Source organism: Rhodobacter sp. TJ_12 (genome assembly GCF_020023995.1).
Taxonomy (GTDB): domain Bacteria; phylum Pseudomonadota; class Alphaproteobacteria; order Rhodobacterales; family Rhodobacteraceae; genus Rhodobacter.
On record NZ_NRRD01000001.1, the window covers coordinates 213,908 to 236,936 of the forward strand.

25 protein-coding genes are annotated in these 23,029 nt (G+C 61.2%); 14 read left to right on the forward strand and 11 right to left on the reverse strand.

The window, feature by feature from the left end; genetic code table 11:
* The first annotated feature begins 91 nt into the window (after window positions 1-91).
* Genes CKO11_RS01030 through CKO11_RS01040 form a run of 3 tightly spaced genes read left to right on the forward strand, consistent with a single transcriptional unit; the run spans window position 92 to window position 2,525 of the window.
* A complete protein-coding gene (locus CKO11_RS01030) occupies window positions 92-802 on the forward strand; it encodes a cytidylyltransferase domain-containing protein (protein WP_223631975.1) in 711 nt (236 codons plus the stop codon).
* Window positions 799-1,584, forward strand: coding sequence for an SDR family NAD(P)-dependent oxidoreductase (locus CKO11_RS01035; RefSeq protein WP_223631977.1), 786 nt, complete (start codon window positions 799-801; stop codon window positions 1,582-1,584). The genes CKO11_RS01030 and CKO11_RS01035 overlap by 4 nt, the downstream gene beginning before the upstream one ends.
* Entirely contained in the window at window positions 1,578-2,525 is a 948-nt protein-coding gene (locus CKO11_RS01040; RefSeq protein WP_223631979.1) for a hypothetical protein, read from the forward strand. Before CKO11_RS01035 ends, CKO11_RS01040 begins: the two co-directional genes overlap by 7 nt.
* Here CKO11_RS01040 and CKO11_RS01045 read toward each other — a convergent pair whose 3' ends face one another.
* From CKO11_RS01045 to CKO11_RS01080, 8 genes are all read right to left on the reverse strand, one after another.
* Window positions 2,526-3,839, reverse strand: coding sequence for a 3-deoxy-D-manno-octulosonic acid transferase (locus CKO11_RS01045; RefSeq protein ID WP_223631981.1), 1,314 nt, complete (start codon window positions 3,837-3,839; stop codon window positions 2,526-2,528). It lies immediately after the preceding gene.
* Window positions 3,830-5,107 (reverse strand): 3-deoxy-D-manno-octulosonic acid transferase, encoded by a 1,278-nt coding sequence (locus CKO11_RS01050; RefSeq protein ID WP_223631983.1) that lies wholly within the window; start codon window positions 5,105-5,107, stop codon window positions 3,830-3,832. Before CKO11_RS01050 ends, CKO11_RS01045 begins: the two co-directional genes overlap by 10 nt.
* The gene (gene neuC / locus CKO11_RS01055) at window positions 5,100-6,221 is read right to left on the reverse strand and encodes a UDP-N-acetylglucosamine 2-epimerase (RefSeq protein WP_223631985.1); all 1,122 of its coding nucleotides are present in this window, start codon (window positions 6,219-6,221) and stop codon (window positions 5,100-5,102) included. The genes CKO11_RS01050 and neuC overlap by 8 nt, the downstream gene beginning before the upstream one ends.
* Window positions 6,222-6,551: 330 nt before the next feature.
* Window positions 6,552-7,328, reverse strand: a complete 777-nt coding sequence (locus CKO11_RS01060) for an FkbM family methyltransferase (protein WP_223631987.1) — start codon at window positions 7,326-7,328, stop codon at window positions 6,552-6,554.
* Window positions 7,329-7,464: 136 nt separating this feature from the next.
* The gene (locus CKO11_RS01065; RefSeq protein ID WP_223631989.1) at window positions 7,465-8,604 is read right to left on the reverse strand and encodes a rhamnan synthesis F family protein; all 1,140 of its coding nucleotides are present in this window, start codon (window positions 8,602-8,604) and stop codon (window positions 7,465-7,467) included.
* Window positions 8,604-9,635 carry an N-acetylneuraminate synthase family protein gene (locus tag CKO11_RS01070; RefSeq protein ID WP_223631991.1) on the reverse strand — a complete coding sequence of 344 codons (1,032 nt, stop codon included), beginning with the start codon at window positions 9,633-9,635 and terminating at the stop codon, window positions 8,604-8,606. Before CKO11_RS01070 ends, CKO11_RS01065 begins: the two co-directional genes overlap by 1 nt.
* Window positions 9,632-10,531 (reverse strand): lysophospholipid acyltransferase family protein, encoded by a 900-nt coding sequence (locus CKO11_RS01075; protein ID WP_223631993.1) that lies wholly within the window; start codon window positions 10,529-10,531, stop codon window positions 9,632-9,634. Before CKO11_RS01075 ends, CKO11_RS01070 begins: the two co-directional genes overlap by 4 nt.
* A gap of 152 nt (window positions 10,532-10,683) precedes the next feature.
* A complete protein-coding gene (locus CKO11_RS01080; RefSeq protein ID WP_223631994.1) occupies window positions 10,684-11,250 on the reverse strand; it encodes an NYN domain-containing protein in 567 nt (188 codons plus the stop codon).
* Between the two features lie 138 nt (window positions 11,251-11,388).
* Here CKO11_RS01080 and folK point away from each other — a divergent pair, with 138 nt between their 5' ends.
* The 8 genes from folK (at window position 11,389) to rnc (ending at window position 18,063) form a co-directional block, all read left to right on the forward strand.
* Window positions 11,389-12,006, forward strand: a complete 618-nt coding sequence (gene folK / locus CKO11_RS01085) for a 2-amino-4-hydroxy-6-hydroxymethyldihydropteridine diphosphokinase (protein WP_223631995.1) — start codon at window positions 11,389-11,391, stop codon at window positions 12,004-12,006.
* Between the two features lie 35 nt (window positions 12,007-12,041).
* The gene (rpoZ, locus tag CKO11_RS01090; protein ID WP_223631996.1) at window positions 12,042-12,395 is read left to right on the forward strand and encodes a DNA-directed RNA polymerase subunit omega; all 354 of its coding nucleotides are present in this window, start codon (window positions 12,042-12,044) and stop codon (window positions 12,393-12,395) included.
* A 24-nt stretch (window positions 12,396-12,419) separates the two neighbouring features.
* Window positions 12,420-14,537 carry a RelA/SpoT family protein gene (locus CKO11_RS01095; RefSeq protein WP_223631997.1) on the forward strand — a complete coding sequence of 706 codons (2,118 nt, stop codon included), beginning with the start codon at window positions 12,420-12,422 and terminating at the stop codon, window positions 14,535-14,537.
* A gap of 19 nt (window positions 14,538-14,556) precedes the next feature.
* Window positions 14,557-15,312 carry a DUF2062 domain-containing protein gene (locus tag CKO11_RS01100; protein WP_223631998.1) on the forward strand — a complete coding sequence of 252 codons (756 nt, stop codon included), beginning with the start codon at window positions 14,557-14,559 and terminating at the stop codon, window positions 15,310-15,312.
* Between the two features lie 65 nt (window positions 15,313-15,377).
* Complete coding sequence (locus CKO11_RS01105) at window positions 15,378-16,121, forward strand: pyridoxine 5'-phosphate synthase (protein ID WP_223631999.1); 744 nt, start codon at window positions 15,378-15,380, stop codon at window positions 16,119-16,121.
* 7 nt (window positions 16,122-16,128) lie between these two features.
* Window positions 16,129-16,530 carry a holo-ACP synthase gene (acpS, locus tag CKO11_RS01110; RefSeq protein WP_223632000.1) on the forward strand — a complete coding sequence of 134 codons (402 nt, stop codon included), beginning with the start codon at window positions 16,129-16,131 and terminating at the stop codon, window positions 16,528-16,530.
* 55 nt (window positions 16,531-16,585) lie between these two features.
* The gene (lepB, locus tag CKO11_RS01115) at window positions 16,586-17,383 is read left to right on the forward strand and encodes a signal peptidase I (protein ID WP_223632002.1); all 798 of its coding nucleotides are present in this window, start codon (window positions 16,586-16,588) and stop codon (window positions 17,381-17,383) included.
* Complete coding sequence (gene rnc / locus CKO11_RS01120) at window positions 17,380-18,063, forward strand: ribonuclease III (RefSeq protein ID WP_223632003.1); 684 nt, start codon at window positions 17,380-17,382, stop codon at window positions 18,061-18,063. Before lepB ends, rnc begins: the two co-directional genes overlap by 4 nt.
* 4 nt (window positions 18,064-18,067) lie before the next feature.
* On the opposite strand, the gene CKO11_RS01125 is transcribed toward rnc, so the two are convergent.
* Window positions 18,068-18,607, reverse strand: coding sequence for a thermonuclease family protein (locus CKO11_RS01125; protein ID WP_223632005.1), 540 nt, complete (start codon window positions 18,605-18,607; stop codon window positions 18,068-18,070).
* Window positions 18,608-18,690: 83 nt separating this feature from the next.
* Here CKO11_RS01125 and era point away from each other — a divergent pair, with 83 nt between their 5' ends.
* The 3 genes from era to recO all read left to right on the forward strand — a co-directional run bounded on the left by era (window position 18,691) and on the right by recO (window position 20,739).
* Entirely contained in the window at window positions 18,691-19,602 is a 912-nt protein-coding gene (era, locus tag CKO11_RS01130) for a GTPase Era (RefSeq protein ID WP_223632007.1), read from the forward strand.
* Window positions 19,603-19,604: 2 nt separating this feature from the next.
* Window positions 19,605-19,940, forward strand: coding sequence for a DUF1491 family protein (locus CKO11_RS01135; protein WP_223632009.1), 336 nt, complete (start codon window positions 19,605-19,607; stop codon window positions 19,938-19,940).
* A gap of 76 nt (window positions 19,941-20,016) precedes the next feature.
* On the forward strand, window positions 20,017-20,739 hold the full coding sequence (gene recO, locus CKO11_RS01140) for a DNA repair protein RecO (RefSeq protein ID WP_223632010.1): 723 nt from the start codon (window positions 20,017-20,019) through the stop codon (window positions 20,737-20,739).
* Here recO and CKO11_RS01145 read toward each other — a convergent pair.
* Together CKO11_RS01145 and CKO11_RS01150 are read right to left on the reverse strand one after the other, a co-directional pair.
* Window positions 20,730-21,233 (reverse strand): GNAT family N-acetyltransferase, encoded by a 504-nt coding sequence (locus tag CKO11_RS01145; protein WP_223632011.1) that lies wholly within the window; start codon window positions 21,231-21,233, stop codon window positions 20,730-20,732. The two genes, recO and CKO11_RS01145, sit on opposite strands and share 10 nt — an antisense overlap.
* Window positions 21,234-21,327: 94 nt before the next feature.
* Window positions 21,328-22,971, reverse strand: coding sequence for an acyl-CoA dehydrogenase family protein (locus CKO11_RS01150; protein WP_223632012.1), 1,644 nt, complete (start codon window positions 22,969-22,971; stop codon window positions 21,328-21,330).
* Window positions 22,972-23,029 lie beyond the last annotated feature (58 nt).

Sequence of the window (23,029 nt, forward strand, 5' to 3'; positions counted from 1 at the left end):
ATGCGGTCTCTTCCTTCCCTTTGGCCGCGCGCCTATAACGGGGCGAGTGCCGGGCCTTGCGGGGTCTGGCCAGAGCAGAGGAGATGCCAAGATGATCCTTGGCCATATAGGCGCCCGCAAAGGCTCCAAGGGTGTGCCCGGCAAAAACTTCCGCATGATCGCAGGCAAGCCCTTGATCGACTGGTCACTGGATTTGCTGTTTGAAAGCGATCAGATCGGCGCGGTGGTGGTGTCGACCGATGACGCGCGGATTTATGACCATGCGGTGGCCAAGGGTGCGCTGGACATTGGCTTGCGCCCCGCGCATCTGGCGACCGATACCGCACCCAAATGGGGCGTGTGGCAGCATGCGCTGGAAGCGGCGCAAGAAAAGCTGGGCCAGCCCGTCACCGCTTTTGTCGATCTTGACTGCACCGCGCCTTTGCGGCTGGCGGAAGATGTCACCAATGCCGTCGAGCTTTTTGAAACGCAAAAGCCCGATATGGTGATGAGCGTTTGTGAAGCGCGCAAGAATCCCTATTTCAACCTTGTCGAGGCCGATGAAACCGGGGCGCTGCATGTCTCTAAGCCGCTGCCCGGGGGGGTCTGGTCGCGCCAAGCCGCGCCTAAGGTTTGGGAGCATGCGGCCTCCACCTATGTGCTGGATGCGGATTATCTGCGCCGCGCGAAAACGATTTACGAGGGCCGGGTGATCCCCTTTGAGATGCCCGCCGAGCGGTGCTTGGATATTGATAGTCCGCTTGATTTCAAACTTGTCGAGATGCTCATGGCCGAGCGTCACAGCCCGGAGGCCACGCAATGACCCTGCAAGACCGCACCATCTTTATCACCGGCTCGGGCGGGGTTCTGGGCTCCACCTATGTGCGCCGGATGTTGGCCGAAGGTGCCCGCGTTGTGGCGACCGACCTGCCGGGCCACCGGGCCGAGGCTTTGCAAGCCGCGCATGAGGGCAATGAGAGCTTTCGCTTTTATGAACTGGATGTGGGGGATGAAGCGCAGGTCACCGAGATTTTTCAGCGCGTGATGAAAGACGGGTGGGAGCCGAATGTGGTGCTCAACAATGCCGCGATCACCGGCGAGATGCTGATGGGCGCGGGCAAAAGCTTCCCCGATTTTGCCGATACGACGGTGGCCGATTTTGAGCGCACGTTGCACACCAACCTGACCGGGGCTTTCATGGTCGCGCGGCAGATGGACCGCGATATTGTTGGCCGCTATCCGGCGACGCTGATCAACGTGGCCTCGATGTATGCGCTCAATGGTGCGCATCACCCGATTTATGACGGGATGCCGTTCAAGAACTTCTCGGCCTACGGCATCACCAAGGCGGGCATTCACGGGCTGACGGTGTGGCTGGCGGGCTATTGGGCGCCGCGTAAGGCAACCGTCAACACGATCGCGCCGGGGGCCGTGTTCAACGGCCATTCCGAGGAATTTCAGCGCCGCGTGGGTGAGTTGATCATGGCGGGGCGGATGGCCCAGCCCGATGAAATCGCCGATGCGATGTTGTTCCTGTGCTCGGCCCAATCGGGCTATGTCACGGGGCAATTGCTCAATGTCGATGGCGGGTTTTCTGCATGGTAAGCCCGCATATAGCGGTGATTGGCGCGGGCTCGATCGGGCGGCGCCATGCAGGCAATTTAGAGGCGCTGGGGGCCAAAGTCGCGCATATCGGTTGGCGGGAGTTTGATGCCACCGCCTTTGCTGCGCGCACAGATTTGGATGCGGTGGTGATTGCCACCGCCACGCAAATCCGCCTGCCGCTGATTGCGCTTTGCGCGCAGATGGGGCTGCCCTTCTATGTGGAAAAGCCGCTGACATGGAGCCTTGAGGAACTCGCTGCCATTCACAAGGTCGCGGCCCCGGTGGCAGATCGGTCGATGGTTGGCTTCATGATGCGCTATCACCCGGCGCTGGTGGCGTTGGGGAAAGAAGACCTAAGCGACATCTACGCCTTTGCCTTTGAGATTGGCCATGATGTGCGGCAATGGCGGCCCAATTGGCGGTTTGGCGATAGTTACGCTGCCCTGCCAGAGGGCGGCGGGGTCCTGCTGGACCTGTCGCATGAGGTCGATATCGCGCAGACCCTGTTCCCCGGCCTTGCCTTGCAAGCGGTGGACAGCCTTGGCCATGCAGAGTTTCCGGGTGTGGATTTTGCCACCACCTTGCAACTGGCCGCGCCCGGTGGCCCGGTTGGCAGCGTGAGCATGGATTACCTCTCGCCCGTTTTCATCCGCCGCGCGCGGCTGCGTGGGCTGACGCGGAATATCGAAATCGACTTTCTCAAACCCTCGGTGAGTTACGTCTCTCCCGAAGGCACCGAGACGCGCGATTATCCTTTCGAGCGCAATGATATGTTCTTGGGCGCGATGGGCGATTTTCTGAAGCTGGTCACCGAAGGGCCGGAAGCCGAAATCAGCCCGCAAGCGCCGCTCTTGCGTCAGTGCCTGCCGATCGATCAGTTGGTGGCCGAGGCGTGGGGCAAGCGCACCTTTCAGGGCAATATCGACCAAGATATGGGTTGATTAGCGCCGGGCGTTTTTCAACGCGCCCGGCAGTGCCGCAAAGAACCGGCCCACCCCGCCTGCATGATCTGCAAAGAAGCGCTCAATCCTCGCAGGCTTTGGTTGATCTGGCCCGGCAAGGGCTTCGGCAAGTTCTGCCGCGTCCTTCACCCGCCGCGCCACGCCGGCGGCCTCGGCTTCCGTGAACGGATACTCAATCGTCCAAATCTCTGGCCCGGTCAGCACCGGCTTTTTCAGCGCCAAGGGTTCGATGATGTTATGCGCGCCCTTGGGGGTGAAGCCGCCACCCACCACCACCGCATCAGCGAGTGCGAGGTAGAAATACATCTCCCCCAGACTGTCGCCCAAAAGCACATCGGGCAGGGGCGTGGGGACGGTGAATTGGGCTTGGCCGTCCAGCACCTTTGGCAAGGCAGTGGAGCGGCGCGCCACGCGAAACCCGGCCTCTTTCAACAGCGCGCCGCAATCGCCAAACCGTTCCGGTTTGCGCGGCACATAGATGAAAAAGGGTTTCTCAGGCCCGCGGCTTAGCGCGCGCATCGCGGCCAAATAGGTTGCGTCTTCGCCTTCGACGGTGGAGGCAAAGGCAATCAAGCGCCGATCTGCCAACCCCAGCGCAGGGCGCGCCACGGCGGCAGCCTCCAGCAGCGCAGGCGGGATCGGTTGTTCAAAGCGTAACTCGCCGGTGACCGCGATGTTTTGCACCCCGACGGCGGCGAAGCGATCCGCCTGCAATTGCGATTTCACAAAAGCCCCCGCAAAGCCGCGCATCACGGCTTGGCGCAGCCGCAACCCGCCGGTGTCACGCGCAATCGCTTTGGTGGGATATTGCGCATTGCACATGAACAAGGGCACGCCCGCCGAACGCGCGGCAAAGACCATGCGCGGCCAGATCTCGATCTCCATCACGAGCCCGAATTTCGGCACAAAGGCGCGGAAAAAACCGCGATAGGCCCAAGCGGTTTCCAGCGGCACCCAGACCACATGCACGCGGCCTTCGGCGCGCTCAGGTGCAAAGACCTTTTCGGCTTCGCGCCGCCCTGCGGGGGTGAAACAGGTGATGACGACGGTTTCACCCCGATCCAGAAAGGCACGTATCAAGGGCACGGCAGAGCGGAATTCGCCGAGCGAAACCGCATGCACCCACACCGCACCCCGGGCGCGGGCCGCATAGCGGCCGAAACGCTCCGCCAGATGGTCGCGATACAGCGCATCCTTGCGCGCGCGTCGCATCAGATAGGTAAGGATCAGCGGCAGGCCCAGCGTCCAAAGGGCGGACCATAGGCCAAGGAACAGGCGCAGTTTTAGCGGCATGATTGGGCCTCCATCAGGGCCATCAGGCGGGCGGCCAGCGCGCTGACATTTTGCGTGGCCTCGGTCACAAGCGCCTGCGCCTGCGCGGCCATCTTTGCGGCCTCTTCTGGATTGGGCATCGCCTGCGCCAGCGCACCGCGCGCCACACAGCGCGCCGCGCCTGTGGCATCAAGCGCGGCATAATCTGCCATGAAATTCGCGGTATCGGGGCCATGCAGCACCGGGCAGCCAAGCTGCACCGCTTCCCACGGGTTGTGCCCGCCAATGGCATCGAACCCGCCGCCCACAAGGGCCAGATCGGCCAGGCGATACCAAAGCCCCATTTCGCCCAACGTATCGGCCAGATAGACCTGTATTTCGGGGGAAGGCTCGTCGCCCTTTGACCGTTGCGCCAAGCGCAGCCCGCGTGCCTGCACGCTTTGGGCAATGGCGTCGGCGCGGTCGATGAAGCGCGGCGCCAAAATCAAAAGGTCATCGGGCCGCGTGGCTTGGGCCGCCAAGGCTTCGGCTTCGTCCCCCGGATGGCACGACGCGGCAAGCCAGACCCGGCGCCCGGCCAGCGCCGTTTGCAGCGCATCGAGTTGCGCCTGGCCGGCCCCAAGCGGCGGCGCGGCCGGTTTGAGCGAGCCCGAAACCGTCACCCCCGGGGCGCCCAAAGCCGACAGATGGCGCGCGGTTGCGGCGTCTTGCGCATCAATCACCGCAAGAGCCTCAAACGCAGCGCGATAAAGCGGGGCCAGACGACGACGGCTTTCATAGCTGCGTGCGGCCATGCGCGCATTCACCAAAGCCTGCGGGATACCGCGCGCCTGTGCGGCAAAGATCGCGCCGGGCCAGAGGTCTTGTTCGGACCAGATCGCCAGATCGGGCCGCCAATGCTCCAAAAAGCGGCTGAGAAACGGCGCGGCATCCAGCGGCAAAAACTGGTGGCGGCACTTCGGCGGCATATCGCGGGCAATCACTTCCGCCGATCCGCGCGTGCCCGAGGTGATGAGAAATTCCAGATCGGGGGCCTGAGCCGCCAAAGCTTGGATCAGCCCGCGCAGCGCCATCGTCTCGCCCAGCCCCACGGCATGCAGCCACACAAGCCGCCCCTTGGGCCGGGGCAGGGTCGCATAGCCCAGCTTTTCGCGCCAACGCGCAGGCAGCTCGCGCCCCTTCGCCAAACGGCGCTTGAGCAGCACCGGCGCCAGCGGCACCAACGCCCAGCTTGCAAGCCCATAGGCCGCGCGGATCGCCGCGCCGCGCCGGGTGCGGCCCTTAGCCATGATCGTTAAAGGTCTTTTGCAGCCCCGCTGACCAGAAACCGGGATCGTTGAGCGTTTGCAAAAACAATTGTGCCGCGCGCCCGCTGCCAAAGGCGGTATGCTGCGGGTAACGCTTGCCCCATTCCTGCGCCAAAAAAACGGTAATCGCCGCGCGATCTTGCGCCGGGGCCTTGAAGATCGAGGGGGCCTCGGCCCGGTTGGTTTGCCGCGTGCCGATATCGAGCGAGGGCACACCAAGGAAGGGCGCCTCGCGCACGCCTGCCGAGGAATTGCCGACCATACAGGCGGCATGTTTCATCAGTTCAGAGAAATGCGAAAACCGCATCGAGGGGATCAGCCGAAACCGGTCGCGGGGCAGCTTTTCCAATTCGGCAAAGATCGCCTCGGACCCCGGGTCGTTGTTGGGGGCGATCACCACGAACGGACGCCCGCTTTCGGCCAGCGCGCCAAACAGCCCCTGCGCCTGCGCGCCCATCGTCGCCACCTCAGAGGTCACGGGGTGAAAGGTGACGATACCGAAATCTTCAAACGGGATCTGGTAGCGATCGCGCACCGCCTCCAGCGTGACGCCCGAGGGGCCGGCGTGGAAATCCAGTTCCGGCGAGCCGATCACATGTACATTCGCATCGGGTTCGCCCAGCACCATCACGCGCCGTTTCGCCTCTTCCGACGATACAAAATGATGCGTGGACAGCTTGGTGTTGCAGTGGCGGAACATCTCATCAATCGTGCCCGACACCTCGCCGCCCTCGATATGGGCCGAGCGGATATAGTTCATCGCGCAGACCAAGGCGCAGGCCAAAGCCTCGACCCGGTCGCCATGGATCACCACCAGATCTGGGCGATGTTCGATCACGAAATCGGAAAAGCCTGCAACCGTCTTGGCCAGCACCGTATCTTGCGGATCGCCGATGCGCTGATTGAGGAATTCATGGACTGCCACGCCCTGCATGCGCCGCACCTCGATCTTTGTCAGACCGTAGAATTCAAGCATATGCATGCCGGTGACAAAGAAGGACACGTCGAACCCCGCGTCGCGCGCGGCGATGGCAAGCGGTTCGAGTTTGCCGAAATCGGCGCGGGTGCCGGTGACGAACAGGATCGATCGGGTCATGGGATGCCTGTCTCCTTGCAGCGCTTGGGCAAGCCGTCGCTCGCCTGCTGGGGCGAATGGATATATGCCCCGGCGCGTCAAGGGAAGTGGAAGAACCCTGTGGATCGCGTTGTTCTGTGCATGAAATCGGGTGCGCGCCGTTTTGCCAATGCCCTGAACTTTGTGGGCGCCGGATGTTTGGATCGCCTTGGTGAGGGGGGCAAAGCATTTAGAGAAAAGGCCAAAGCTTGCAGTTGGCCTTTTGGGGGGGCAATCAACTGGTGCGCTTCAGTGTGTAATAGCGCAGGCAACAAGTCGCCGTGCTGCCCACACTACAATACGCTTGGTTTCTCAGGACGCAGGCTGTCGGGTGAAGAGTTCGACAGTGCCTCCGAGCGGCACCTTGTCCTGTATCAGACCCTGCCGTTCCATAGAGATGCGCACAGCGTCCAATTGCTCGGCGGATACCCGTCTGGGATGCATCTCGATCACCACCGCACGTAGGCTGGAAAGATCCAAAGCCGGGATCAAATCCACCTCGCCGCCTTCGATGTCGCAAATCAGCACATCTGGTCGAAAGCGGGCGATCGCATCGTCGGGATTTTCTGCGGGCACAGAAACGGTCTTGTGGCGCGTGCTGCCCGCATGGGGCACAAGGGAGCTGACCGCGAAAACCCGTGAGACATGGAAATCACGCGTCTCGCCTGGGGTGGCATTGGGCACCAGAACGGCGTGGCGGAGTTCAACATTGGTTGCGCCGTGGCGGTCGAGAAATGTCTTGGTATCCTGCAACAGGTTGGCATTGGCCTCATAGGCCAGAATACGGCCATCTTGGCCCACAGCGCGTGATGCCAGCGCCGTCACCACACCAAGGCCGGCCCCCAGTTCGATGATCCTGTCGCCCGGACGCAGCACGCGCCAAAGTCCGTCGATCTCGGGCTTTTCATAAACGTTCGTTGCAATGCCCATGACGATTTCGGCGCTTATGCCCTCGCGGTTTAAGGGAATATCAAGGTCGGCGTAGCGCATCGTTGTCTTCAGACCAAAAAGGCGGATCGCTTTGACTTTCAGGGAAAGCCAGATCCGCCACAGTTCACGCTTAATCTTCCAAAAGGGGGGAATGCTCATCAAGTAATCTCCTCGTTCGCGTATCGGTCACTCGGTCGTCGTAAAAATAAACCGTTATTAAACTAAATTAACAAAATGTGGCGCGGCTGTCTGCGTTGCGCGCGCACTTGGGCGCTTTTGCCCGAGGGGCTGGTGTCTATGCCGCCGTTCCGCCTTCGATCGCGCGCATTTCTGCCAGAACCTCGGGCCAAGGGGGGGGGATGTCGCCCGCATCGATGGCTTTCAAAAGCTGGGTCCGCATCTTGATCTGAACTGTGCCGAAGGCCTCGCCCATAAACAGCAGCCGGCTTTTCTTCACGAAAGGGATGCCCAGAAGGTGAAACGAGGCATATGGAAAGCTTGCATAGCTGCTCCGTCGGCGGAGAACCTTTTCGATATGCGCGAGGGCGGTGTCTCGCCATTCGGCTTTGCCGGGTGCCTCGGCCAACAGGGTGTTGCGCTCAGCCTCAAATTCGGGGTCGGTATAAGCGCCATATACGAGGGTTTTGTAGATGAATGCGTCGTCTTGCGCGCGCACCGCAGCGCAGACGGTTTCGGTGTTGATCAGGCCCTGAACAGAATGACCGGCCCTTTCAAGATAGCCCGAAAAGCTGCGTTCCCCGCGATAGACGGCGTTGAATTTGATCGAAGACACACGATAGTCGGTCCAAAATCGGCCAAAGGCCTCACTGTCCAGCGCAGGGCGATTGATCAGGTAAAAATAGCTTTCCAGAAAAGCGGGGCGTGTCTTTGAAACCTTGCGGCGTTTTTGCGCGCCATGGATAACGGCGCCGACCAAGTCGCAATCGCTGGCCTCCATCCGATCGAGAAATGTCTCGTCGGGCCAGACCGGGAACCACACGCTATCATTCAGCACGATCAGCCGGTCGATCCTGACGCCGCGCTCGCGCAGCCACAGGATCCCATCGCGGTAGCCGCCGAAATCATAGCCGTAGTTCGGACGCACGATCATCTTCCACGCGCGTGAGCCCAACTGGCTAAGAGCGTCCGCCGACAGCGGCGTGTTCGAGATAACCAGCGGCGCATAGCCTTTTGCGGCCAGATGCTCGCATGTGCGCAGCACGCTTTTGCTGATCCCGCGCGGCTGGTAGATCAGCAGCAAGGCGACTTTGGGGGCCAAAGGCAGCGTGCCGTCATGCACCTTTAAAAGACGGTGGCGGTTGCGGTCATGCCGGCGCTGGATAAACGGCTCATAAATCCGACCCGCCGCTGCGTGCAGCATTTGGCGTGTGCGATCCAGCTCGCGATAGATCTTCCAAAGGGGCGGCATGGCCATTACCGATCCAGATCCTCCCACTTCAACTGGGTGTTGCGGGTAACTGCGCGGGTCAGCCGCTTGCCCACCACCTTGTCAAAGTCATAGCCCGCGATCTCGCCCGAACCGGGGCGGCGCGCCCAGATATCCGCTTCGGTGATCACATGACCCGCGGGCAGATCGGCATCGGCCACGACCGAGGCGCGGGCAAAGCGATAGACGGGCTCTTCGGCTTCGGTGCGTTGTTTGGGGTTGTTGGCGGCAATCCAGATTTCACGCGACCGGTCGATCAGCAAGCGCAATTCCGCCGGATCCATCGAATTGATGATATCGGGTCCCGCGCGGTAGCGGCTGTCGGTATAATGACGCTCAAGAATGCACGCGCCCAGCGCCACGGAAGCCAGCGCCATTTCCGGCCCGATCGAATGATCTGAAAAGCCCACTGGCACGCCGGGGAAGGCGGTTTGCAATTCAGTCACGCCCTTGAGCGAGACGATTTCGGGCGGGGAAGGGTAGAGGTTGGTGCATTCGAGCAAAGCGAAATCCACACCCGAGGCTTGCAGGATTTCGACGCTGGCGCGGATCGTTTCAATCGTCTGCATCCCGGTTGACAAGATCACCGGCTTGCCCTTGCGCGCGATATGACGAATGAGTGGCAGGTTATCCGCCTCGCCCGAGCCGATCTTGTAGCCGACGACGCCGATCTCTTCCAAAAACTCTGCCGCGGCGCGCGAAAACGGGGTCGAAAGATAAATCATCCCAAGGCTTTCGGTATAGCGCTTGAGCTCGATTTCATCGTCACGCGACAGCGCGCAGCGTGCCATCACCTCCCAGATCGAGACATCGGCATTGGGCGGAAAAATCTGCTTCGCCTCGTCGGTCATTTCGTCTTCAAGGATATGCGTCTGATGCTTGACGCATTCGCACCCCGAAGCCGCGGCGAGCCGCACCATGTCCTTGGCGACCTCAAGCGAGCCGCCATGGTTGATGCCAATCTCGGCAATCACCAGCGGCGGGTGTTCGGGGCCAATGTCGCGCGGGCCAAGTTTCATTCGTTGTCACTCCCTTGGGCGCGGCGGGCGCGCACTTGTTCAGACCCCCAGCGGTCATGCACCCAAAGCCATTGGTCGGGGGTGCTGCGCACGCGCGCCTCCAACCGGCGGGTCATTTCCTCGGTCATTTCGCGCGGCGTGGTCGCGGCGATGGGCGTTTCGAAATGCACCACATGGTGAATGCCGTCTTCGCAGCGCCGGGTAAACACCGGCAAAAGCAGCGCCCCGGTCTTGAGCGGCATTTCTGCGGCAAAGGTCGAGGTGGGCGCAGGATGGCCAAAGAAATCGACATCGGGGTATTGCGAGGCGCGCACGTCGAACAGCATCGCCCCGACCCCCCCGGCCTTCACATACCGGGTAAAGCCAATCACCCCCTGACGCCCCTGCGCGAAAGCGGGGCCGGTCAGGCTTTCCATCGTCGTCTTGTAATGTGCATTGAAATAGGGGTTCGTGGCCGGGCGATAAAGCGCCGCGACCGGGTGCCCCATATTGTGAATCGCAACGCGCAGCGTTTCGTAATTGCCGATATGGCCCGAGACGATCAACACCCCGCGCCCTTCGGCCAGTGCGGCGTTGAAATCGGCAAGGCCCGGCCCTTCGATCGTGCTTTCGCGCAGCACTTCGGCCAATTCGTCCTTGCAGTAATTCTCGATCGTGTTGCGGCCAAAGTTGATCGCAACGCGGCGCGCGATCTTGCGGGCCTCGGCGCGGGACATGTCGGGGTGGATGAAGCGCAGGTTGCGTTCAGCCTTGGTGATGAACCCCCCCAAAGGGGCCACGATATAGCCAGACGCCCAGCCAAAAAGCCGTAAACGGGTGCGATAGGGAACGCGACGCGCCAGCCAGATCAAAGCCCTGAGGAAAGCATCGCTTACCCTGTCCGAGTTCCAAGCCATTCTGTTTCGATCCTTCGCGCCAAGACCTTCGTATCCCGCAGCGCCGCAACCGATGTCAAGGCGCGGCCCGGCGCGGCGGGCCAAAGCCATGCAAAAGGCGGCGGAAAGCCCGCCGCCTGAAAATGGGTGTCCCGCAAAGCGCGGCGCAGAGGTCAGCTTTCGGGAACTTCTGCCGAGGCTTCGCGCGGTTCGCGCGGCGGGCGGCCGATCACGTCGCGCAGCGCATCAAGTTCGATGAAATTATCGGCTTGGCGGCGTAGTTCATCGGCGATCATCGGCGGTTGGCTGCGGATCGTGGAAACCACCGACACCCGAACGCCCATGCGTTGCAGCGCCTCGACCAGCGGGCGGAAATCGCCGTCACCCGAGAACAGAACTGCGTGGTCGAGCCGGGGGGCGAGCTCCATCGCATTCACAGCCAGTTCGATGTCCATATTGCCCTTCACCTTCCGGCGGCCCATGGAATCGGTGTATTCCTTGGCGGGCTTGGTCACCATGGCGTAGCCATTATAGTGCAACCAGTCGACCAGCGGGCGGATCGGGGAATATTCCTCGTTCTCCAGCAGAGCGGTGTAGTAGAAGGCTCGCACCAACTTGCCACGGCGTTCGAATTCCTGACGCAGCAGCTTGTAGTCGATATCGAACCCAAGCGCTTTCGCGGCCGCATAAAGATTCGAGCCATCGATAAAGAGCGCCAGACGTTCGTCTTTGTAAAACATCAATAAGTCCTTTCCATCGGTCCCGCGGTGGCATGTGCCGAGTGGTTGACGCGGAAAACGATATGCACAATACGCCGCAGAAACCGTCTGATAGAGCGCTTACCTAGCAAGCGCCCAACGGGGAAGGTATCTGTCTTTATGTATAGTAACACATCAGTTATAGCTTTTGGCGGCAATCTTCCTACTGTAGCAGGTCTTCCCGCGCAAAGTCTTGTGAAAGCCTTTGAATTTCTGGCGGAAGAGGGGCTTTTTCTGCGCGCCATCAGCCGGTTTTACCGCTCGCCCGCTTTCCCCGCGGGGTCCGGGCCCGATTATGTCAATGGCTGCGCGCTGATGCAGGGGCTGTTAGCGCCCGACTCACTTCTGGCCGCGCTGCATCGGGTCGAGGCCCGTCTGGGGCGGGAGCGGCAGACGCGATGGGGGGCGCGCGGGATCGACCTTGACCTGATCGCGGTGGGGGATGCGATCTTGCCCAATGCCCAGACACAGGCAGAATGGCGTGCGCTGCCGCTTGACGTGCAGATGACGCGCGCGCCCGAAGAACTTATCTTGCCGCATCCCCGGATAGCCGACCGGGCTTTTGTGCTGATTCCCTTGGCAGAGATCGCGCCCGCATGGCGCCATCCGGCCACGGGCGAGACCGTGATGCAGATGCTGGACCGGCGCGATCCGGTAGAAAAAGCTTCTATTGTGCCCTTTTATGCGCCGTTCGACGGGGTTCGCGGCTTGTCAATCTCGGAGCAAGGGACTAAGTAGGCGGTTCACACCTCCCCGTTAGACTGGAGATGCCGATGGCCCGCGTGACGGTTGAAGACTGCGTTGATAAAGTTCCGAACCGCTTCGAGCTGGTGATGCTCGCGGCTCATCGTGCACGCGAAGTGGCGTCTGGCGCCCCGATCACCATTGATCGTGACAACGACAAGAATCCGGTGGTTGCGCTGCGCGAGATTGCAGAGGAAACGCAGCTTGCCGATGATCTGCGCGAGCGGCTGATCGAAAGCAATCAGACCCAGATCGAGGTGGACGAGCCCGAAGATGATTCGATGTCGCTGCTGATGTCGGGCGAAGTGGATCGCCCGAAGTCGGACGACATGGACGAAGAGCGGATGCTCCGCGCCCTGATGGACGCGCAGGGCCGCGAATAAGGCCAAGGAGGCGAGCGCGCGCGTATGATCGACGTCGAAGACCTGATCGCGCTCGTTCGCAATTACAACCCGCGCTGTAATGCCGATATGATCCGTAAGGCATACGCCTATGGGTTGCGTATGCATGAAGGGCAGTTTCGCCATTCCGGCGAGCCCTATTTCACGCATCCGGTCGCGGTGGCCGCGATTTTGACCGAGCAGCGGCTGGATGATGCCACCATTATCACCGCGCTTTTGCATGACACAATCGAAGACACACGCTCGACCTATACCGAGGTCGAGGAGATGTTCAGCACCGAGATTGCCGAACTGGTCGATGGCGTCACCAAGCTGACCAACTTGCAACTTGCGTCCAGCGCCACGAAACAGGCGGAAAATTTCCGCAAGCTGTTCATGGCGATGTCAAAGGATTTGCGGGTGATTTTGGTCAAGCTGGCCGATCGTCTGCACAATATGCGCACGATCCGCTCCATGAAGCCCGAAAAGCAGGCCCAGAAAGCGCGCGAAACGATGGAGATTTTCGCGCCGCTTGCTGGCCGCATGGGCATGCAATGGATGCGCGAAGAGTTGGAAGACCTTGCCTTCAAGGTGCTGAACCACGAGGCGCGCACCTCTATCATTCGCCGCTTTGTCTCGTTGCAGAAGGAATCGGGCGATGTGATCTCGCAGATCACCGCCGACATCCGCCATGAATTGGAAAAGGCCGGGATCGACGCGGATGTGTTCGGCCGCGCCAAGCGCCCCTATTCGATCTGGCGTAAGATGGAGGAAAAAAGCCTCACCTTCTCGCGCCTGTCGGATATCTATGGTTTCCGTGTCATCACCCAAGACGTGGCCGATTGCTATACCGTGCTGGGGCTTATCCACCAGCGCTGGCGTTCGGTGCCGGGCCGGTTCAAGGATTACATCAGCCAACCCAAATCGAACGGCTATCGCTCGATCCACACCACTGTGTCGGGCCGCGATGGCAAGCGCGTCGAGGTGCAGATCCGCACCCGGCAAATGCACGAGGTGGCCGAGGCGGGCGTGGCCGCGCATTGGTCTTACCGTGATGGTGAACGCGCGCTGAACCCCTTTGCCGTAGACCCGGCCAAATGGCTGAAATCGCTTAATGAACGCTTTGGCGAAGGCGATCACGACGAATTCCTCGAGAATGTCAAACTCGAGATGTATTCGGACCAAGTGTTCTGCTTCACGCCCAAGGGCGACGTGATCAAATTGCCCAAGGGCGCCACGCCGATTGACTTTGCCTATGCGATCCATACCCGGATCGGCAATTCTTGCGTGGGCGCCAAGGTCGATGGCATTCGCGTACCGCTTTGGACCCGGTTGAAAAACGGCCAGTCGGTCGAGGTAATCACCGCCGCCGGTCAGCGCCCGCAGCCCACTTGGCTTGATATTGTGGCCACGGGCCGTGCCAAGGCCTCGATCCGCAAGAGCTTGCGCGAAGAAGACCGAACCCGGTTTGTGAAGCTGGGCGCCGAACTTGCGCGGGTGGCCTTTGAACATGTGGGGCGCAAAGTGTCGGACAAGGCGCTGCGCACCGCCGCCAAGGCGCTGAGCCTGCCCGATGAGACAGAGCTTCTGGCCCGGCTCGGCTCTGCCGAGATCACCGCGCGCGAAGTGCTGGAAACGCTTTACCCCGACCTTGCGCAGCGTGGCCCGGCCACGATTGAGCCGAGCCGCGCGGTGATTGGGCTTGGCGCGGATCAGCATTTCCGCCGCGCGGCCTGCTGTCAGCCGCTGCCGGGCGAGCGGATCGTCGGCATCACCTATCGGGGGCAGGGTGTGGTGATCCACGCCATCGATTGCCCTGCATTGGAAGAAGTGGAAGATCAGCCCGCGCGCTGGGTCGATCTGCATTGGCAGGATGGCGAACACCCGCCTGCTTATTCCGTCTCGCTCAAGATCACGATCTCGAATGATGCCGGGGTTCTTGGCCATATATGCACGTTGATTGGGGCACAAAAGGCCAATATCTCGGATCTGAATTTCATCGATCGCAAACCGGACTTTTACTCCGTTGTGATAGAGGTCGAATTACGCGATGCCGAACACCTGCACCGGCTGCTGACTGCGCTAGAGGCGGAGTCGGACGTGGCGCAGGTGGAACGCTGGCGGGATCTTGCGCGCAAGCCCTAAGCGGGGCGGAAGGGAAGACGTGGTTTTCAAACGGCGAAACAAGCGCAGCTGGCAGGCGGTGCTGCGGGATTCGCTTTGGCCGCGCGGCGGTTGGGCGCGGGCCTTTACCTATATCCGCCACCGGCTGAACCGTTTGCCCGATCCGCCGCATCGGATCGCCCGTGGCATCTTCATCGGCATCTTCGTTTCTTTCACCCCGCTGTTCGGGATTCACCTGATTGTGGCGGCGGTGCTGGCCAAATTGGTCAGGGGCAATGTTCTGGCCTCTTTGTTTGCGACGGTGATCGGCAACCCGCTGACTTTCCCGTTGATTGCGCTAAGCGCGATCAAGCTGGGGCATTGGATGATGTGGGAAAGCTATGACCCGGCCCATGCCGAGGGGTTGCTCGATATCTTCGCGCAGGCCTTTGTCGATACCCGCCATAATCTGATTGCCATTTTCACCGATGAGCCGACCCATTGGCGCGGCATGTCGGAATTCTTCCATGACATCTTCTTGCCCTATCTGTTGGGCGGGTTGGTGATGGGCACGATTGCCGGCTTGATCGGCTATTACATCGCATTGCCGCTGGTCACCGCCTATCAGCATGCGCGCAAGTTGCGGCTGAAGGCACGGCTGGCCAAGCTCAAGGCCAAGCTGCCGCAACGCAAGCCCGTCGAAGAAGACCCGATCGAAGGGGCGCCTGAGGGCGCATTGGTGCCGCCAGAGCGGGCGGATGCCGAAAAACTGGCCGAAAACAGCCCTGAAACCGATCACGAACCCGGGCGCGGATAAGCGGGTCTCTTCCCTCTGTCGATGGCATTGGGCATAGTGGCGCCAACTACCCCCCGGAGGTTCCCATGACCCGCTCGATCCGCCTTGGCGTCAACATCGATCACGTGGCCACGCTGCGCAATGCGCGGGGGTCGGCCTATCCCAGCCCGCTGCGCGCCGCGCTTTTGGCGCAAGAAGCGGGTGCTGACGGGATCACCGCGCATCTGCGCGAAGATCGCCGCCATATTCGCGATGCCGATATGGCGGAGTTGAAGGCCAATCTGTCCATCCCGCTGAATTTCGAAATGGCCGCGACGGACGAGATGGGCAAGATCGCGGTCGCTACCAAACCCCATGCCGTCTGCCTTGTGCCCGAAAAGCGGCAAGAACGCACGACCGAGGGCGGGCTGGATGTGATCAAGGATCAGGCCCGGCTCACCGCCTTTATCGCGCCTTTGCGGCAAGCAGGGGCGCGGGTGTCGATGTTCATTGCCCCCGATCCGCGCCAGATCGAAGCTTCGGCCGCGATTGGGGCCGCGGTGGTGGAGTTGCACACCGGCCATTATTGCGATCTGCATTACGCGGGCAAATTTGCCGAACGCGATGCCGAGCTTGAGGCTTTGCGCAAGGGCGCGGCGCTTGCCGCCCGCCTTGGGCTAGAGGTGCATGCGGGCCATGGGCTGACCTATGAAACTGTCACCCCAATTGCCGAAATTCCCGAGATCGCCGAGCTTAACATCGGGCATTTCCTGATCGCGGAATCCGTCTTTATCGGGCTTGGTCCGGCGATAGCAGAAATGCGGCGACTGATGGACGCAGCCCGGGCGTGAGCGGCGCATGATCCTCGGCATTGGCACCGATTTGGCGAATATCGAACGGATCGCCGGAACACTTGCGCGGTTCGGGGACAGGTTTCGTAACCGTGTCTTCACGCCCACCGAGATCGCCAAGGCGGAACGTCGCGCGGACACGCCGGGCACCTATGCCAAGCGTTGGGCCGCGAAAGAGGCCTGTTCCAAGGCCTTGGGGACCGGCCTGCGCATGGGAATCGCGTGGAAGGATATGGCGGTCACGAACCTGCCCACTGGGCAGCCGGTGATGCAATTGACCGGCTGGGCGGCAGAACGGCTGGCGGCGATGACACCGCCGGGCCATGAGGCGATCGTGCATGTCACGCTGACCGATGATCACCCATGGGCACAGGCCTTTGTGGTGATTGAAGCCCGCCCCCTTCCTTGACTTGGCCCCCGCATCGGGCCAAGGAAGGCAAGGTTTTCACAAGAGGCAGAGCAGCATGGCCAGCAAATCCGAAGGCGGCATCGGCGAAACCATCCGCACCCTGTTCTGGGCGCTCGTTATTGCCGGCATTTTCCGCACGCTTTTCTTTCAGCCGTTCTGGATTCCTTCGGGCTCGATGAAGGACACGTTGCTGATTGGCGATTTCTTGTTCGTCAACAAGATGGCCTATGGCTATTCGCGCTATTCCTGCCCCTTTGCCGGGCCCGATTTCTCGCCCTGCCCGATTGAGGGGCGGCTCTTTGCGGCGGAGCCCGAGCGCGGCGATGTTGTGGTGTTTCGTCATCCCACCAAGAATGTTGATTTCATCAAGCGTCTGATCGGTCTGCCGGGCGACAAGATCCAGATGATCAAGGGCGTGTTGCATATCAACGGTGCCCCAGTGAAGCTGCAAAACGCCGGGCAGTTCGTGGAAACCTATGAACCGCAAGGCCCGCAAAAAGGCCGCCCGCGCTGCGCCAATGACCCGGTGGGCGAAGGTGCCGATTGCATCAAGCCGCGTCAGATCGAAACGCTGCCCAATGGCGTCAGCCATGACATCCTCAATATCGTGACCGACGGTCGCGCCGATGATACCCCGGTCTTTACGGTGCCCGAGGGCAAGTATTTCTTTATGGGCGACAACCGCGACAATTCCGAAGACAGCCGCTTCCCGCAAAGCATCGGCGGCGTCGGTTTCGTGCCTGCCGACTACCTGATCGGACGTGCGGATCGGGTGATGTTCTCGTCGGCGGGCCGGTCGCTGTTCTATTTCTGGACCTGGCGTTCGGATCGCTTCTTCAAGGCGGTGGAATGAAAGTCTCGGCGGATCTCGCCGCGTTCATGACGCGGCTCGGTCATACATTTGAGAAGCCCGAAATTCTGGTGCGCGCGCTCACCCATTCTTCGCTGGGCTCAGCCACGCGGCCCGATAACCAGCGGCTGGAATTTCTGGGCGACCGGGTCTTGGGGCTTTCGATGGCGGAGGCGCTGTTTCGCGCCGATCGCGCCGCTTCGGAAGGCCAACTGGCGCCGCGCTTCAACGCGCTGGTGCGCAAAGAAACCTGCGCCGCGGTGGCGCGCGAGATCGACCTTGGCGCGGTGCTGAAATTGGGCCGGTCCGAAATGATGTCGGGCGGGCGGCGCAAAGAAGCGCTTTTGGGCGATGCGATGGAGGCGGTAATTGCCGCCGTCTATCTGGATGCGGGGTTCGAGGTCGCCAAAGCGCTGGTGCTGCGCTTGTGGGGCAAGCGTATCGACAGGGTCGAACAAGATGCCCGTGACCCGAAAACCGCGCTTCAGGAATGGGCGCAAGCGCGCGGCATGAGCCCGCCGCGCTATGAAACCATGGGCCGTGACGGCCCCGACCACGCGCCAAAGTTCCGCATCGCCGTGAAGCTCGACTCGGGCGATAGCGAAGAGGCAGTGGCCGGCTCCAAACGCCAAGCCGAACAAGCCGCCGCCAAGGCGCTTTTGGCGCGGTTGGAACAGGGCTGACCGGTTAACTTGGCGGCATACGTCCACGCTGTCGTGCCGCCGCCCGCCACAGCTTCTTGCGTGCGTCTGGCACTTCCAAGCTGCGATATTTACCGCCTGAGAACTTTGACCAGTCGAGCGCATAGCCTGCCTTCACCATCTCGGCAGAGAGATCGCGCCCATCTTCAAGATAACAGGTCGCCACCACGCGCTCATGGCTGGTATCTCCCGTCAACTCCGCACGAATAACCTGATCCTTGCACAGGGCGTGAAGCACCCATTTGGATTTCTTTCCATAGGGATGATCCATCTCTGGGGCATCAATTCCCGCCAGACGGATGCGGGTCTTATTGATGATGATCGTATCGCCATCGACAACCCAGCATTTCCCTAAAAGAATCCGAGGCGCAACCTCGACACAGATTTCCGTCGGTTGCAACGACACCGCCGCAACCGAGGAACTGGTCCGTCTCACGTCCACGACCGGCACCCGTTGCGAGGGTGTTTTGCGCTTGGGTTTCTGCGAACCAATCAATATTCGGATAAGCCGACGCACCAATCTCATGAAAATCCCTTTTTACAAAATTCGGTTCCCGCTAGCCTTGCGGGAGGGAATGGACTATTCCGCAGCAAACTTCAGGAGTCCAGATGACCGAAACCACCCGCGCGGGCTTTGTGGCCCTGATCGGCGAACCCAATGCCGGTAAATCGACGCTGCTCAATCAGATGGTCGGCGCCAAGGTCTCGATCGTCACCCATAAGGTGCAAACCACGCGCGCCCGTATTCGCGGGGTTTGCATGGCGGGCCAAAGCCAGATCGTCTTTGTCGATACCCCCGGCATCTTCCGCCCGCGCCGCCGCCTTGACCGGGCGATGGTCACTGCCGCTTGGGGTGGCGCCGCCGATGCCGATATTGTGGTGCTGCTCATCGAGGCGCATCGCGGCCTGACCGATGGGGTGATGGCGATTTTGGAAGCGCTGAAATCGCGCGAGGGGACGCAGCCCGTCGCGCTTGCCATCAACAAGATCGACAAGGTGAAAGCCGAGCGGCTTTTGGAACTGGCCGAGAAAGCCAATGCCGAATTCCCCTTTGTGCGGACCTTCATGATCTCGGCCGAAAAGGGCTATGGCGTTGACGATCTGCGCGGCTGGCTGGCCGAAGAAGTCCCCGTTGGCCCGTGGTATTACCCCGAAGACCAGATCGCCGATCTGCCGATGCGGATGATCGCCGCCGAGGTCACGCGCGAAAAGCTGACCCTTCGTCTGCATGAAGAACTGCCCTATCAATTGACCGTCGAGACGGAAAACTGGGAAGAACGCCCCGATGGCTCCGCCCGGATCGACCAAGTGATCTATGTCAGCCGCGATGGGCACAAGGGCATTGTGCTGGGCAAGGGTGGCGAGACGATCAAGGGCATCTCCACCGCCGCGCGCCACGATCTGGCCGATTTCATGGGCCGCCCGGTGCACTTGTTCTTGCAGGTGAAGGTGCGCGAGAACTGGCAAGATGAAGCTGAGCGCTATTCGGAAATGGGGCTCGACTTCAAGGACGGCAACTGACCATGCCGCCCCGTTTGCGCGCCGAACTTTGGGTGCGGGCCTATCTCAAACGGTTGGAGCTGAACAATATCCCCGCCTATATCGCCGCCAAGGGGCAACCCGATAGCGGCGCGGTGATGGTGAAATGCGCCACGCTGGATGGTCAAGCCAAACTTTACACCCGCCGCTTTGACCTGATGACCGATAGCGAGGCTTGGACTGTGTTGACCGAAGGCCCCGAGCGTGATGTGGATGAAAGCATCCGCAAGCAGCGCAGCTTTGACCCCGATCTTTGGGTCGTGGAGCTAGAGGCCCGGCATGGCCGCACGCTTTTGGATGAAGACGGTCTGAAAGACTGACTTTCCCCTTCGACTTTGTCCAAATATCCTCGGGGGGTTCCGGGGGGCAGACAGCCCCCCGCCTTTGGCGAAACAGATGGACTGGCAAGACCAAGGCACGATCCTTTCGACCCGCCTGCATGGCGAAAGCTCGGCGATTGTCGAGGTGTTTACGGCCATGCATGGCCGCCACCTTGGGGTGGTGCGCGGCGGGGCGTCGCGTAAGATGGCGGCGACCTTGATGCCCGGCAGCCATGTCGCACTGACTTGGCGCGCGCGGCTCGAAGATCATTTGGGCAGCTTCACGGTTGAGCCTTTGGCCTCGCGCGCGGGAGCACTGTCAGACCGCTTGGCGCTGATGGGTCTCAATTCGGTTTGCGCGCTTTTGTCTTTTGTGCTGGCCGAACGCGACCCGCACCCCCGACTCTATGCAGCGACAGAGCCGCTTTTTACTGTGATCGGACAAGCGGCAGAAGGGTGGGTGGTGGATTACCTGCACTGGGAATTGGCGCTGCTCGATGACCTTGGCACCGGGCTTGACCTGAGCCGTTGCGCGGTCACCGGCACGCGCGAGGATCTGGCTTATGTCTCGCCGCGCTCGGGCCGGGCGGTCAGCCGTGCAGGCGCGGGCGATTGGGCCCCGCGCCTGTTGCCTTTGCCGCTGTGCCTTTTGGGCCAAGGCCCGGCCACTTGGGGGGAGATTGGCGAGGGCCTCACCCTCACCGGCCATTTTCTGACCCGCTTTGCCGAAGACCACGCCCGCAAGCAACTGCCCGAGGCGCGGCGGCGGTTGATCGAAGCCATCACCCGTCAGGGCTGAAGGCGGTCATCCAGCACCAGTTGCATCAGCGCCAAATCAAGCCAACGCCCGAACTTTTTGCCCACGTGGCGCATCACGCCCACTTCGGCAAAGCCCAACCGCGCATGTAGGCGGATTGAACCTGTGTTCGCCGCATCAATCGCCGCGACCATAACGTGAAAGCCCTCCGCCCGCGCGCGGGCAATCAGCGCTTCCATCAACTGCGCGCCCTTGCCGCCAGAGCGATGATCGGGGTGGACATAGACCGAATGTTCGACCGTCAACCGATAGCCATCATGCGGGCGAAACGGGCCAAAGCTGGCATAACCCAAGGCTTGATCGCCTTCGTCCCACACCAGCACCGGAAAGCCTGCCGCTTGGCGCTCTGCGATCCAGGCGCGGCGGTTTTCGGCATCCACCACAATCTCGTTCCAGATCGCGGTCGAGTTTTGCACGGCGTCATTGTAGATCGTGCAGATCGCTTCGGCATCCTCAGGGCGGGCATCACGGATCATGGCGGTCTCCTTTCCCGCCAGATTGCGCGAAACCTTTGGATACGCAATAAAAAACGGGGCCCGAAAGGCCCCGCTTGATGCAATGTGGACCGGCTCAGCCGAGCAGGCGACGTGCGATCACTTGCGCCTGAATTTCAGCCGCACCCTCGAAGATGTTCAGGATGCGGGCGTCACACAGAATACGCGAAATGGCATATTCCAGCGCAAAGCCGTTGCCGCCGTGAATTTGCAATGCGTTGTCCGAAGCCGCCCAAGCCACGCGTGCGCCGAGCAGTTTCGCCATGCCGGCTTCCACGTCGCAGCGGTGGCCGTGGTCTTTTTCCCAAGCCGAGAAATAGGTCAACTGCCGGGCGATCATGATTTCGACCGCCATCATCGCCAGCTTGCTGCCCACGCGCGGGAATTCGATCAGCGATTTGCCGAATTGCTTGCGGTCGATCGCATATTGCATGCCGATCTCACAGGCCGCTTGCGCCACACCCACGGCGCGCGCCGCGGTTTGAATGCGCGCCGATTCAAAGGTCTCCATCAGCTGTTTGAAGCCTTTGCCGGTCTCGCCGCCCAGAAGGTTTTCGCCCTTCACGCGGAAGCCGTCAAAGCCCAGCTCGTATTCCTTCATGCCGCGATAGCCCAAAACCTCGATTTCGCCACCGGTCATGCCGGGCGTCGGGAAGGGGTTGTCGTCGGTGCCCGGGGTCTTCTCGGCCAAGAACATCGACAGGCCACGCCAATCGGTGGTGTCGGGTTCGGTGCGGGCCAAAAGCGTCATCACATGGGTGCGCTGGGCATGGGTGATCCAGGTTTTGTTGCCGGTCACCACCCAATCATCGCCGTCCTTCACCGCGCGGGTGCGCAGGCTGCCAAGGTCCGAGCCGGTGTTCGGCTCGGTGAAAACAGCGGTCGACAGAATTTCGCCCGAAGCGAGCCCCGGTAGCCATTTTTGCTTTTGCTCCTCGGTGCCGCCGCAGATGATAAGCTCGGCCGCGATTTCCGAACGCGTGCCAAGCGAGCCAACACCGATGTAACCGCGCGACAGTTCCTCGGTCACCACGACCATCGAAGCTTTGGATAGGCCTAGCCCGCCATATTCCTCGGGGATCGTCAGGCCAAAGACGCCCAGTTCCGCCAGTTCCTCGATGATTTCCATCGGGATCAGTTCGTCCTTGAGGTGCCATTCATGCGCGTTCGGGATCACCCGTTCCTCGGCATAGCGGTGGAATTGATCGCGGATCATTTCCAGTTCTTCATCCAAGCCAGAGGTACCAAAGAGCGCGCGGCCATGGTTGTCTTGCATCCGGGCCACCAGCGCCATGCGGGCGGCATTGGTGTTGCCCTCGGTCATCAGCTTGCGCGCCGCCTCGGACGGTTCCCATGACACGCCCAAGTCGGTCAAACGCGCGGCCTCGCCTTGGCTCATCGGGATGCCGCCGGCGATCTGGTTGAGGTATTCGCCAAAGCCGATCTGCAAGATCAACTGTTCCATCTCGCCGAATTGCCCCGCTTCGGCCACGCGGCCCGCCCAGCCGCGCAGTTGGATCAGCGACTGGTTATAGGTGGCGAGCCACGCCAGCGCATGGGCGGCATATTGATCCGCTTCCAACGCGGCATTGGACACTTTGCCTTCGCGGCTGACCTTGGTTTTCAGGCCCTCGGTGGCCTGTGCGGTCAGCGTTGCGATCTCGGGCAGGGTCGCTTCGGTCAGCGCAAGCAGGTCGGCAAGAAGGATCGTCTCGGTCATGTCAGCCCCATCTGCGCCGGGATTCGGCGCGGTTGTTTTGCGGTTCCAGAGTGCTTAG

Excerpts from the sequence above, each read along its gene's own strand:
- CKO11_RS01030 (WP_223631975.1), top strand. The coding sequence starts at position 92 with ATGATCCTTGGCCATATAGGCGCCCGCAAAGGCTCCAAGGGTGTGCCC.
- CKO11_RS01035 (WP_223631977.1), top strand. The coding sequence starts at position 799 with ATGACCCTGCAAGACCGCACCATCTTTATCACCGGCTCGGGCGGGGTT.
- CKO11_RS01040 (WP_223631979.1), top strand. The coding sequence starts at position 1,578 with ATGGTAAGCCCGCATATAGCGGTGATTGGCGCGGGCTCGATCGGGCGG.
- CKO11_RS01045 (WP_223631981.1), bottom strand. The coding sequence starts at position 3,839 with ATGCCGCTAAAACTGCGCCTGTTCCTTGGCCTATGGTCCGCCCTTTGG.
- CKO11_RS01050 (WP_223631983.1), bottom strand. The coding sequence starts at position 5,107 with ATGGCTAAGGGCCGCACCCGGCGCGGCGCGGCGATCCGCGCGGCCTAT.
- neuC (WP_223631985.1), bottom strand. The coding sequence starts at position 6,221 with ATGACCCGATCGATCCTGTTCGTCACCGGCACCCGCGCCGATTTCGGC.
- CKO11_RS01060 (WP_223631987.1), bottom strand. The coding sequence starts at position 7,328 with ATGAGCATTCCCCCCTTTTGGAAGATTAAGCGTGAACTGTGGCGGATC.
- CKO11_RS01065 (WP_223631989.1), bottom strand. The coding sequence starts at position 8,604 with ATGGCCATGCCGCCCCTTTGGAAGATCTATCGCGAGCTGGATCGCACA.
- CKO11_RS01070 (WP_223631991.1), bottom strand. The coding sequence starts at position 9,635 with ATGAAACTTGGCCCGCGCGACATTGGCCCCGAACACCCGCCGCTGGTG.
- CKO11_RS01075 (WP_223631993.1), bottom strand. The coding sequence starts at position 10,531 with ATGGCTTGGAACTCGGACAGGGTAAGCGATGCTTTCCTCAGGGCTTTG.
- CKO11_RS01080 (WP_223631994.1), bottom strand. The coding sequence starts at position 11,250 with ATGTTTTACAAAGACGAACGTCTGGCGCTCTTTATCGATGGCTCGAAT.
- folK (WP_223631995.1), top strand. The coding sequence starts at position 11,389 with ATGTATAGTAACACATCAGTTATAGCTTTTGGCGGCAATCTTCCTACT.
- rpoZ (WP_223631996.1), top strand. The coding sequence starts at position 12,042 with ATGGCCCGCGTGACGGTTGAAGACTGCGTTGATAAAGTTCCGAACCGC.
- CKO11_RS01095 (WP_223631997.1), top strand. The coding sequence starts at position 12,420 with ATGATCGACGTCGAAGACCTGATCGCGCTCGTTCGCAATTACAACCCG.
- CKO11_RS01105 (WP_223631999.1), top strand. The coding sequence starts at position 15,378 with ATGACCCGCTCGATCCGCCTTGGCGTCAACATCGATCACGTGGCCACG.
- acpS (WP_223632000.1), top strand. The coding sequence starts at position 16,129 with ATGATCCTCGGCATTGGCACCGATTTGGCGAATATCGAACGGATCGCC.
- lepB (WP_223632002.1), top strand. The coding sequence starts at position 16,586 with ATGGCCAGCAAATCCGAAGGCGGCATCGGCGAAACCATCCGCACCCTG.
- rnc (WP_223632003.1), top strand. The coding sequence starts at position 17,380 with ATGAAAGTCTCGGCGGATCTCGCCGCGTTCATGACGCGGCTCGGTCAT.
- CKO11_RS01125 (WP_223632005.1), bottom strand. The coding sequence starts at position 18,607 with ATGAGATTGGTGCGTCGGCTTATCCGAATATTGATTGGTTCGCAGAAA.
- era (WP_223632007.1), top strand. The coding sequence starts at position 18,691 with ATGACCGAAACCACCCGCGCGGGCTTTGTGGCCCTGATCGGCGAACCC.
- CKO11_RS01135 (WP_223632009.1), top strand. The coding sequence starts at position 19,605 with ATGCCGCCCCGTTTGCGCGCCGAACTTTGGGTGCGGGCCTATCTCAAA.
- recO (WP_223632010.1), top strand. The coding sequence starts at position 20,017 with ATGGACTGGCAAGACCAAGGCACGATCCTTTCGACCCGCCTGCATGGC.
- CKO11_RS01145 (WP_223632011.1), bottom strand. The coding sequence starts at position 21,233 with ATGATCCGTGATGCCCGCCCTGAGGATGCCGAAGCGATCTGCACGATC.
- CKO11_RS01150 (WP_223632012.1), bottom strand. The coding sequence starts at position 22,971 with ATGACCGAGACGATCCTTCTTGCCGACCTGCTTGCGCTGACCGAAGCG.